The sequence below is a fragment of the Moorena sp. SIO3E8 genome (assembly GCF_010692445.1).
GTDB lineage: Bacteria > Cyanobacteriota > Cyanobacteriia > Cyanobacteriales > Coleofasciculaceae > Moorena > Moorena bouillonii.
In genome coordinates this window covers 1-9,082 of record NZ_JAAHHM010000200.1, presented here as the reverse complement: position 1 = coordinate 9,082, position 9,082 = coordinate 1, and the positions used below count along the sequence as shown (strand labels likewise).

Genomic DNA, 9,082 nt, shown 5'->3' with positions numbered 1-9,082 from the left:
TTGGGCGTGGGCAAGAATTGAAACCAAAGTTCAAGCTATCTATTGTTTCTATTGTTTGCACGCCCTTTTCTCTCATCTGTGCCTACTGCTTGGCAAGTGGTTCATTTGTACTAGTGCAAGAGGTGAGATGACCAACTCGACATCCCCAATCCCTCATCCCCGGCAGGCGGAGACTATTTAGTATCAGTGCCAATTCAGACTGCCTTAAAAGCTGCCCTTTACAGGATTTCAAAGAGTCCTACATCCATGATTGAATCACTAGAATGGATTTAAAGCCATAACAATCCCAGAAAGAAAAGCTAATGGAAGTTACCTTTGATCTACCTGATGAAGTAGTAACTCAGCTTCAACCCTTTTGTGATCAGCTACCTGAAATCCTAGCCTTAGGATTGCGAGAATTTAATGCTATTCCTCAAGAAGGTTTTTCCGGTATGGCTGAAGTTTTGGAATTTTTGGCAAGTCTCCCTACAGAATCAGCTATTATTGCTCTACGGCCCTCAGAAGCCTTACAATCTCAGCTATCTATCCTCTTAGAGAAAAATCGGACAGTGGGTTTGACTCCAGCAGAAGAACAGCTCTGGCAACATTATCAATATTTAGAGCATATTATCAGAATCGCCAAAGCTAGGGCATTTTTGAAGCTAAAGAAAACTGAGGCTCAATGAGCAAAACCAGCAGGGATTTTCAAGCAGCTGTACCAGCCCGTAACTTTGTTTACTACCTCCCGTTGATTAGCTGACGGCTGACCACTGTTCGCGTAGCGTGGCCAAAGGTCTTTAGCTGAATGCTTACATTCCCTCGATTGTGACACAAGAGGGTTAAGTTGGCATTCGGAAGTTGTCTTGACATTGACCATTATAGTATCAATAATGATACTATGGGTGAACAGATGGCTCGAATAAACGATATTGTTGCCGCTATGCGGCATAACCCCTGTGATGTTCGTTTTGCTGATTTAGTTAAAGTCTGTACTCATTATTTTGGTGAAGCTAGGCACAACAAAACCTCTCACCTTGTTTATAAGACGCCGTGGAAAGGGAATCCTCGTGTCAATATTCAAAAGGGAAAGAGTGGAAAGGCTAAAGTTTATCAAGTTCGTCAAGTCTTAGAGGCTATTGATAAGTTGGAGGACAGTAATGAAAGTTAATCACCAACACTACACTTACAGCATCACATGGTCAAAAGAAGACGGGGAGTTTGTGGGATTGTGTGCAGAATTTCCCAGTCTCTCTCACCTTGACACATCTCTGATCGCTGCTTTAGAAGGGATTAGTAGTTTAGTCGCAGAAGTCCTCGAAGACATGGAAACCTCTGGAGAAGCTATTCCACAACCTCTTGCCGAGAAAAAATATAGCGGTAAATTTCAAATACGAATTCCACCGGAGCAACATCGTTCATTGGCAATAAAAGCCGCTGAGTCTGGAGTAAGTCTTAACCGTTACATAAGTTTGAAGCTTATGTAGCTAGGGATTCGAGCATCATAGAGCAATCGAGAACAAGCGATGCGCGTGGATTGAGCCGCATCGCGAGTCACTCGTTCGCGTAGCGTGGCCTACGGCCTCAGCTTCCGCGCTTATGCGATCGCCCTTGACTTTACCCTTAGAAAAGTAAAGTGCTTGAGGGAGAGAGCCAATGACATGCTAAGAATTGCCAAACCAAGCCTTGCAATTACCTATAGGTAACTACTTATGAGGTATAATAATACAGAGATTAACTAGTGAGTTATAACAATCTGGGATAAAATCTTACTCAATTGACTTTCGGCCAAAATTTCTAGAAGTCCATAAAAAGTAAAATCCACTAATATGAGTAAGAAAAAAAAGAAAAAACATCCTGGGGGACATAAGTTTTATGAACCTAGCGACTATAGGCCGGTAAACTGTAAAAACGTCCCAGGAGAACGAGCTAGGAAAAAATGTAAAAAATGGAACAAATTTGTTGCAGAAAGATCTAAACTGAAGAAACAAGGTCTGTTTGAAGAGATGAAAAAACTAGAGGAAGAGTACCACGGAATAGACTTAACACAAGAGACGACTGTCGATACTCCAGATTGCCTTGAAGAAGAAGAATTGTACTACGACGGTTATTTAGACGAATACAGAACTTGGTTTTAAGTCACCGGCTTGACCTAGCCTATGAATGCTTACCATTTAATCAGTTATCCAAACTTTTGTAATAATCTAGATTAAGAAATAGAAGTATATTACCAATGTAAATCCCGATAACGATAAATTGGGGTAAAATTACTGAAAGTAAATCACCCCAAAAATTTTTCATAACAGGAATATTAGTTAATATACTATTCAATATAAATTGGCAGCCTAAAGCACTCAAGACACTTAGAAAAATGAAGAAGAATACTTTCCACCAATTCCCTTCAACTCTGTCTTGATGCAGTCGCTCATGGGGGGGACCCCCAAGACCGCGCTGCATCGCTAGAGCGACTGTAATCGAAAGCGTCTTTTCCCCTTTGGTCTCGTAGAATAAAAGCCAGCCCATAGTATTGATTATTTACCGCATAAACTATTCCTGGGATTATAAGTAGCATAAAGCGTAACAAATAGTTAATCCAAAATATAAAAACTATGCTAACTAGAGGAAGTAAACTCGAAACTATTTTTGGGACTGCACTCTGATAACTGGTATCTCTTCCATGAAGATAATTTTCTGTAATCAGCGATAAGGCTATGATATATATAATACCAGCTAAATTTACAACAATCGAAACAACTACAAAAGATGCCAAAAACAATCCTGAAGGGTTATTTTGATTTTCAGGGTTCAAAGCTGACAAAATTATCAGTAAAGGTAAATAAATCGTACAAAACAATAGTAGGATAGGCTTCAAGTTTTTCAGATAAACATCAAACCCCATTGAGATTAATTCAATTAATCCAAGTTTTCGGCTTTGAAGTTTAGATAGACTACTCATAGTTACGGCTCCATCAACGGGTATTTATATAGTAGTTATCAAAGTAAGCTATCAGCTATCAGCTATCAGCTATCAGCCATTGGCGTAGCGTGAGTTTTTAGCTCACAGCTGAATGCTTACTTATCAACTAGATGAGGGTGAGGTTACTTTTTTAGTTTAGGTAATAGGTAAAAGGTAACCGAAAAAAAGCTGTTTACGTTATTAGTATGATAAACGCTATCAAATAAACAAGGGTTTAAATATAGCAGTCGCCAGGGCAGTTAGGACATGACAAAAGTCTCAAACCTAAGTAAGCGCAAGAGTTTGACTTCTGACTTCTGACTTCTGACTTCTGCTATATCTGTGATTTAATCTAAATTTCCTACTGGTATAGAAAAAAGGACTCGAAAGGCGATTGTCAGAAGTTTGATCACCAGAAGGAACGCCCTTGGGATAGCTAGAACGACACAAGTTGGGAGTCTCAAGCCAACAGCCACCCCATATGCCTCAATGTGACGCTCTATAGTTAGTTGTCCTAGCGGTTTCGCCTACAGTTTTATTAGTATAATTAATTGTAATTATAAATTATAGTTATAGCAGTTTTCGTAGTAATGAGGTTAACAGGATTTTTTCCCACTTTCGTTCCCCCCTTATTAAGTTCCCCCCTTATTAAGGGGGGTTAGGAGGGATCCCTTTTCTGACTTCCCGACTCCCGACTCCCGACTCCCGACTCCCATTAACCCTGCAACTGTCTACCTGACCGATTTGAGAAATGCTAGATCATACCGGTGGTCGGCACACTACTCCCAGACAAAACCCATGCCAATCATCTAGTCCAATGGCATGAGCTGCTTCTTGATTGACCTTTGTATGTTTCTGCTGAACACTTAACTTTCTAAACTTGATATAAGCCAAAAATTAACAGCCGACAACCAAAGAGAGGTCTTCTGTCTGATGGAGTTATACAAACCTGGGCTTGTCCCTGACGATCCCTTGACAAAAAGAAAACGGTTTAACCAAGCCTCCCTAGGTTTAGTCTCTACTCTAAGTTTTCCAGTAATTGTTAGTACTGCTGACGCCATGCTCAAGTCAGCAGAAGTTACCCTTGTGGGTTATGAAAAAACTGGTAGTGGTCACTGCACTGCCATTGTGCGGGGAGCGATCGCTGAGGTGCGAATTGCTGTCGAATCGGGTAAGGATTATGCTCAACGAGAGGGTGAGTTGCTCTCCTCGACCATCATTGCCCGACCACTTCCCAACCTGGAAGTGATATTTCCCATCGGTGTTCACCTACTCGATCAAGTTAACCAAAATCATCGTAGCCGGGTCAGTAATCATGCCCTAGGTCTTTTAGAAACCAGGGGATTGCCAGCAATGGTTGGTGCCTCGGATGCCATGCTCAAAGCTGCCAATGTACAGCTTACTGCCTACGAAACCATTGGGGCGGGTTTATGTACTGCGATTATTCGGGGTCGTGTGGCAGATGTAGCAGTTGCTTTACAAGTTGGAATGGCTGAAGCCCAGCGTATTGGTGAACTAACCGCTGTGACAGTGATTCCTAGACCTCTTGAAGATTTAGAGAAAAGCTTGCCAGTAGCGAGTTGCCTGATCGAGGAGCAACCACAACCGTTGAGAATACCAGTTAAGGTAAAGGAAGCAGAAAAAGAGCTAGTAGAACTACCAGATTTAAGAAACTTACCCATACGTACCAAAGATTCATAATAGCTACCATGGAAAAAAGTCCACCATGAACACCATGAAATTACCTTTTCCCCATTTCCCACTCCCTACTCCTGACTTTCAAGACTGTCAAAGACTAAGATCTATATCCTCATAGGAGTAATATCATTGAAGCAAGCCACATTGCATCAGTTAAGGGTCTTTGAAGCAGTCGCTCGGCACCACAGCTTTACACGAGCTGCAGAAGAACTGTTTCTCACCCAACCCACTGTCTCTATGCAGGTGAAGCAGCTAACCAAAGTTGTTGGTATGCCTCTGTTTGACCAGGTAGGTAAGCGAATCTACCTGACCCAGGTTGGTGAGGCACTAGTTAAAACCTGCCGCGATATCTTTGAGAATTTAGACCAGTTTGAGATGAAAGTGGCAGATCTCAAAGGTTTAAAACAGGGGCGTCTGCGCTTAGCAGTGATTACAACTGCGAAATATTTTATTCCTCGTTTACTAGGTCCGTTTTGCCAGCGTTATCCAGGCATTGATATTTCTCTCCAAGTCACCAACCACGAATACATCCTTGGTCGTCTCAGTGAGAATCTAGATGACTTATACATTATGAGTCAGCTTCCGGAAAACCAGGAGACCTGCTATAAACCAGTGCAAGAAAACCCCCTGGTTGTGATCGCACGGGTCGATCATCCTCTAGCTCAGGAAAAAAATATCCCCCTTAAACGTCTAGCTCAAGAAACCTTTATTATGAGGGAGCCTGGTTCGGGAACACGCAAAGCTGTACAAAAACTATTCGATTACCACCAGATTTCACCAAAGGTGCGGCTGGATTTGGGGAGTAATGAGGCAATTAAGCAAGCGATCGCAGGGGGTTTAGGAATTTCTGTATTATCTCGTCATACCTTAGTTATGGAAGGGGTTAACTCTGAGCTGGTGGTTTTGGATGTAGAACACTTTCCGATCGAGCGTTACTGGTATGCTGTCTATCCGCGTAGCAAACAACTATCGATTGTTGCTGGTACTTTTCTAGATTATCTATTGACTTCAGAGCCACTGATTTGCCAAAAATAAGATTGGTCAATAGCTCAAGCAAACCAGCTGTATCCTCCTTTTGACGGAACAGCTGGCTATTGTGCTTTTGTGCAAAGCTACTATTGCTCAATTCGTTGACGCGCGATTTATTAAGATTTATTCAAATAATTTTGAGCTTGCTTGAGAGCGATCGCACCAATATTGTAAACTACCCAGCCTATTGCCAAGACTAAAGGCAATAAGACTATTAATAGACGTAAATCCATGGTTCTAGTGTCCTGTTCTATAAAACGTGAACATCGCGGACAAAAACGTCACAACGATGCCTGTTTACTTCCTGTTTCAACTAGGACTGTCGGCAGCACCCTATCCACAGGCTTCAAATCGGCTGGAACCCAACCTAATATTGAAATTGAATTTGAGGTGACAACTTTGTTGCTCTACTCCGTTATTTTCGGGAGATTTAAAACTGATGGCTTTACTCAGTTACCTTTTCACAGGCTACCCACTCTTGTAGAAGATGATCTGGATGTCAAGCCTAATACTGTTATTGCTTGGTTATTGCATAGGCTAATTTTACCACATTCCCAGAGGAGTTTTGTTGAAAACATGCGTAAAGTTACGCATGCGTTACGCTAATCATGTACTAGATTGCTACTGCCGCGTTTTTCCGTGTTTTTACGAAAAAATTTGGGTAATCGCGCCCCGTCCTTATAGGACGGCTTTTTTTGAAAACAATTACCTTGACAGTTTGTACTAGGTATGCTAGCCTCAAAATCTAAACAATAGACTAAAAAACTAGATAAATACTATCTAACCATAAGTAGGCAACGTAAAAAATATGTATCAGATACATATTGCGTAATTTGGTCTAGCGATGCAGCGCGGTCTTGGGGGTTTCCCCCACTCGCTACTGCATCAAGACAACGACTTAAACGTCTATGAAAAATTTAGATAAAAAAAAGTATCTATCTATCTATATAAAAAAAGCGATTCAGCGCCGCCAAAGGGGGTTCCCCCCTTTGGCGGCGCTGCATCGCTCTGATAAGGTTTCGTTTCCAGCACACCGAAACCTAGGTCATAGACCAAACACGCTCATGGAGAATTGCCCTCTACCTTTCCTGGCTCCGGCTGGCCCGCGCAAGACAGCTCTTTGTTCGCGTAGCGTGGCCATAGGCCAAGTGAGAATACCCGTCCTTATAGGGCGGGCGGGGAGTGTCAAATATATAGTCGCACCTATGGGTCAATTTTTTTTAGTTAATTTTTCACTAACCTGATCACCCATTTGTTCAAGACGTTGCACGCTTCTTGGGAAAAACTTAATCAAAGTCAATCAAAGTTACCCACAGTTTACTAATTGGGAAGGAATCGGTAAAACGCGATGCAGCGCTGTTCTGATGGTGTTTTTCTCAATTATTGTCCACTGTTCCCTGATCGGAAGTTCCCTGTTCCGGGTTCCGGGCAACGGCAGCGAAGTATTATGTTAGACTAAACCCTAAATCTGTGCCTTTACCTGCATGAACTAGAGCCAACTTTTCATAGTGCCGTGCATGTTCAATCAGTTCAGCGGCTTGAGCCTCCGAAACATCCCGTAATTTTTTGGCAGGGACACCGACTACCAGGGACAGGGGAGGAACGTCTTTACTAACCACAGCTCCAGCGCCCACGATACTACCATGACCGACACGAACCCCATCGAGTACCACTGCTCCAATACCAATCAAGCTACCCTGTTCAATATATGCTGAATGAATTACAGCGCGATGACCAACAGTGACATGGTCTTCTAAAACTGTTGGCTTGCCAGGATCCCCGTGTAAAATTGCGCCATCTTGAATATTAGTGCGATCGCCAATCTCGATGCGCTCCACATCACCTCTGACTACAGCACCATACCAAATGCTAACTCCTGCAGCTACGGACACCTGACCCATAACTACAGCATTAGGGGCGACAAAAGCAGCAAGAGACAGATCTGGGGGAGGCCAAAAAGATGTCAGTATTGGGGTTTGAGGTAGGGGATGATCCACAATTAATCAGAATAGGGAGATAATGGTAATTAATACCTTAGGTTTTAGATAGGTTTTACAGTGGGGTCACTGAGACCAACACCACTAAATACCCAGTTATAATGATGGAGCCATTAGGTAATAGCATATACCTCTAAGGCACTCCCTAGCATTTAATGATTGATTCTAGCTTGCAGTACCCGATATTCGGTTCAGAAATTAAATGTCCTCACTGCCGTCAGATAATTCCGGCATTGACGTTGACTGACACTTACTTGTGTCCACGTCATGGTGCGTTTGAAGCCAACCCAAAAACTGGGGAACTGATTCATTTACAATCTGGGCGTCACTGGCGTCTATGGCAAGATAAATGGTACCGACAACACACTCATCCTGATGGAATTCGCTTTGAGATTCACGAAGCCCTAGACAAACTGTACACTGAAGGATATCGCGCAACACGAGTGATTATTGCCAGTCGTTATCGGGAATTAGTGAGTGCCTACCTAGAGCGCAGTACCCCCTGGCGAGGGAACTCAGAGTCAGGCCAACCCAGGTTGTATGGCTTGCCGGTAGAATTTAGCCCAGAACCTGAGGAAGAACCTTGTTGGGCAGTGATCAATTTTGATTTGGAAAAAGAACCTGGGGTACCTGTGCGCTACCCTTATTTCCGATTGTTTTAGTGATTGGTGATTGGTGAGCACGTGATTAGTGATTGGTGAACACGTGATTTTACTACATCTGTTGTTGGTTAGAAAGGAAAAAGGGTAAAGGACAAAGGCCAAAGGACAAAACCCATGCATCACGCTTCGATTCGCACAGCCAATATTCATCGCGCGATCGCATTTTATGAGAAGTTAGGATTCACAGTATCTGAACGCTTCACTACTGGCATGACTCTAGCGTGTTGGCTGAAGGGACTGGGGGGACGCTTGGAACTGATCCAAATTCCTGAACCATTACCAGCACCGGATGCCTTTGGGGATGAGCATTATGTGGGATATTACCACGTATCTTTTGACCTAACTGATAGCGCTACTGACTTGCCAAGTTGGTTAGAGTCCTTGAAAGAAAGTTTTAAAGAGGCTTCTGAGCAGAACCCAGAGCAGTTTCAGCCCTTGAAGGTTCTGTTGGAACCTACCCAACAGATGATCGGTAATCATGTTTATGAGGTAGCCTTTATCGCTGATACTGATGGTTTACCGTTGGAGTTTTTGTATCTGCTAAAAACCTAGACATAGCTAGACATCGGTTTTAGGGAGTCGGGAGTCGGGAGTCGGGAGTCGGGAGTCGGGAGTCGGGAGTCGGGAGTCGGGAGTCGGGAGTCGTGAGTCGGGAGTCGGAATGCCCTGAAAAAAAAATTACTAGTCTGTCTAGCTGTTTTTCACCTAATGAGGTACACATAATTTTGCCCTGTTCTCTCTTCCCCTCCTGGGAGGGGTTAGTG

15 protein-coding genes and 1 pseudogene are annotated in these 9,082 nt (G+C 43.1%); 10 read left to right on the top strand and 6 right to left on the bottom strand.

Features of this window, described 5'->3' with window-relative positions; translation table 11 throughout:
* Positions 1 to 302 precede the first annotated feature (302 nt).
* The gene (locus F6K46_RS36240; protein ID WP_075896837.1) at positions 303 to 665 is read left to right on the top strand and encodes a hypothetical protein; all 363 of its coding nucleotides are present in this window, start codon (positions 303 to 305) and stop codon (positions 663 to 665) included.
* A gap of 52 nt (positions 666 to 717) precedes the next feature.
* On the opposite strand, the gene F6K46_RS36235 is transcribed toward F6K46_RS36240, so the two are convergent.
* On the bottom strand, positions 718 to 849 hold the full coding sequence (locus F6K46_RS36235; protein ID WP_269086943.1) for a hypothetical protein: 132 nt from the start codon (positions 847 to 849) through the stop codon (positions 718 to 720).
* Between the two features lie 28 nt (positions 850 to 877).
* Here F6K46_RS36235 and F6K46_RS36230 point away from each other — a divergent pair, with 28 nt between their 5' ends.
* The 4 genes from F6K46_RS36230 to F6K46_RS36215 all read left to right on the top strand — a co-directional run bounded on the left by F6K46_RS36230 (position 878) and on the right by F6K46_RS36215 (position 2,114).
* Positions 878 to 1,147 (top strand): hypothetical protein, encoded by a 270-nt coding sequence (locus F6K46_RS36230; RefSeq protein WP_198953955.1) that lies wholly within the window; start codon positions 878 to 880, stop codon positions 1,145 to 1,147.
* Entirely contained in the window at positions 1,137 to 1,463 is a 327-nt protein-coding gene (locus tag F6K46_RS36225; RefSeq protein ID WP_293064435.1) for a type II toxin-antitoxin system HicB family antitoxin, read from the top strand. Before F6K46_RS36230 ends, F6K46_RS36225 begins: the two co-directional genes overlap by 11 nt.
* Before the next feature lie 84 nt (positions 1,464 to 1,547).
* On the top strand, positions 1,548 to 1,682 hold the full coding sequence (locus tag F6K46_RS36220; protein WP_293064433.1) for a hypothetical protein: 135 nt from the start codon (positions 1,548 to 1,550) through the stop codon (positions 1,680 to 1,682).
* A gap of 123 nt (positions 1,683 to 1,805) precedes the next feature.
* A complete protein-coding gene (locus F6K46_RS36215; RefSeq protein ID WP_287310856.1) occupies positions 1,806 to 2,114 on the top strand; it encodes a hypothetical protein in 309 nt (102 codons plus the stop codon).
* A 40-nt stretch (positions 2,115 to 2,154) separates the two neighbouring features.
* Here the strand turns inward: F6K46_RS36215 and F6K46_RS36210 are convergent, their stop codons facing one another.
* Both F6K46_RS36210 and F6K46_RS36205 read right to left on the bottom strand, forming a co-directional pair.
* Positions 2,155 to 2,433 (bottom strand): hypothetical protein, encoded by a 279-nt coding sequence (locus F6K46_RS36210; RefSeq protein WP_293117919.1) that lies wholly within the window; start codon positions 2,431 to 2,433, stop codon positions 2,155 to 2,157.
* A complete protein-coding gene (locus F6K46_RS36205; RefSeq protein ID WP_293064428.1) occupies positions 2,402 to 2,932 on the bottom strand; it encodes a hypothetical protein in 531 nt (176 codons plus the stop codon). Before F6K46_RS36205 ends, F6K46_RS36210 begins: the two co-directional genes overlap by 32 nt.
* Before the next feature lie 933 nt (positions 2,933 to 3,865).
* Between F6K46_RS36205 and F6K46_RS36200 the strand changes: the two genes are divergently transcribed.
* Positions 3,866 to 4,633 (top strand): BMC domain-containing protein, encoded by a 768-nt coding sequence (locus F6K46_RS36200; RefSeq protein ID WP_075896843.1) that lies wholly within the window; start codon positions 3,866 to 3,868, stop codon positions 4,631 to 4,633.
* 126 nt (positions 4,634 to 4,759) lie between these two features.
* The gene (locus tag F6K46_RS36195; protein ID WP_075896845.1) at positions 4,760 to 5,665 is read left to right on the top strand and encodes a LysR family transcriptional regulator; all 906 of its coding nucleotides are present in this window, start codon (positions 4,760 to 4,762) and stop codon (positions 5,663 to 5,665) included.
* A 110-nt stretch (positions 5,666 to 5,775) separates the two neighbouring features.
* Here the strand turns inward: F6K46_RS36195 and F6K46_RS36190 are convergent, their stop codons facing one another.
* On the bottom strand, positions 5,776 to 5,892 hold the full coding sequence (locus F6K46_RS36190; protein ID WP_293064424.1) for a photosystem II protein Y: 117 nt from the start codon (positions 5,890 to 5,892) through the stop codon (positions 5,776 to 5,778).
* On the opposite strand from F6K46_RS36190, the gene F6K46_RS36185 reads away from it, so the two are divergent.
* The gene (locus F6K46_RS36185; RefSeq protein ID WP_075896849.1) at positions 5,891 to 6,265 is read left to right on the top strand and encodes a hypothetical protein; all 375 of its coding nucleotides are present in this window, start codon (positions 5,891 to 5,893) and stop codon (positions 6,263 to 6,265) included. The two genes, F6K46_RS36190 and F6K46_RS36185, sit on opposite strands and share 2 nt — an antisense overlap.
* 839 nt (positions 6,266 to 7,104) lie before the next feature.
* Here the strand turns inward: F6K46_RS36185 and F6K46_RS36180 are convergent.
* Positions 7,105 to 7,656: a gamma carbonic anhydrase family protein gene (locus F6K46_RS36180; protein WP_293064420.1), complete on the bottom strand. Its 552-nt coding sequence runs from the start codon at positions 7,654 to 7,656 to the stop codon at positions 7,105 to 7,107.
* 155 nt (positions 7,657 to 7,811) lie between these two features.
* Here F6K46_RS36180 and F6K46_RS36175 point away from each other — a divergent pair, with 155 nt between their 5' ends.
* Both F6K46_RS36175 and F6K46_RS36170 read left to right on the top strand, forming a co-directional pair.
* Positions 7,812 to 8,318: a TIGR02652 family protein gene (locus tag F6K46_RS36175; protein WP_293064417.1), complete on the top strand. Its 507-nt coding sequence runs from the start codon at positions 7,812 to 7,814 to the stop codon at positions 8,316 to 8,318.
* Between the two features lie 114 nt (positions 8,319 to 8,432).
* The gene (locus F6K46_RS36170) at positions 8,433 to 8,870 is read left to right on the top strand and encodes a VOC family protein (RefSeq protein WP_070394730.1); all 438 of its coding nucleotides are present in this window, start codon (positions 8,433 to 8,435) and stop codon (positions 8,868 to 8,870) included.
* A gap of 19 nt (positions 8,871 to 8,889) precedes the next feature.
* Here F6K46_RS36170 and F6K46_RS36165 read toward each other — a convergent pair.
* Positions 8,890 to 9,082 (bottom strand): annotated as a pseudogene (locus F6K46_RS36165) (hypothetical protein); the annotation flags it as partial.

Coding starts and splice junctions, on each gene's coding strand:
- F6K46_RS36240 (WP_075896837.1), top strand. CDS start 303: ATGGAAGTTACCTTTGATCTACCTGATGAAGTAGTAACTCAGCTTCAA.
- F6K46_RS36235 (WP_269086943.1), bottom strand. CDS start 849: ATGTCAAGACAACTTCCGAATGCCAACTTAACCCTCTTGTGTCACAAT.
- F6K46_RS36230 (WP_198953955.1), top strand. CDS start 878: ATGGGTGAACAGATGGCTCGAATAAACGATATTGTTGCCGCTATGCGG.
- F6K46_RS36225 (WP_293064435.1), top strand. CDS start 1,137: ATGAAAGTTAATCACCAACACTACACTTACAGCATCACATGGTCAAAA.
- F6K46_RS36215 (WP_287310856.1), top strand. CDS start 1,806: ATGAGTAAGAAAAAAAAGAAAAAACATCCTGGGGGACATAAGTTTTAT.
- F6K46_RS36210 (WP_293117919.1), bottom strand. CDS start 2,433: ATGCAGCGCGGTCTTGGGGGTCCCCCCCATGAGCGACTGCATCAAGAC.
- F6K46_RS36205 (WP_293064428.1), bottom strand. CDS start 2,932: ATGAGTAGTCTATCTAAACTTCAAAGCCGAAAACTTGGATTAATTGAA.
- F6K46_RS36200 (WP_075896843.1), top strand. CDS start 3,866: ATGGAGTTATACAAACCTGGGCTTGTCCCTGACGATCCCTTGACAAAA.
- F6K46_RS36185 (WP_075896849.1), top strand. CDS start 5,891: ATGGTTCTAGTGTCCTGTTCTATAAAACGTGAACATCGCGGACAAAAA.
- F6K46_RS36190 (WP_293064424.1), bottom strand. CDS start 5,892: ATGGATTTACGTCTATTAATAGTCTTATTGCCTTTAGTCTTGGCAATA.
- F6K46_RS36175 (WP_293064417.1), top strand. CDS start 7,812: ATGATTGATTCTAGCTTGCAGTACCCGATATTCGGTTCAGAAATTAAA.
- F6K46_RS36170 (WP_070394730.1), top strand. CDS start 8,433: ATGCATCACGCTTCGATTCGCACAGCCAATATTCATCGCGCGATCGCA.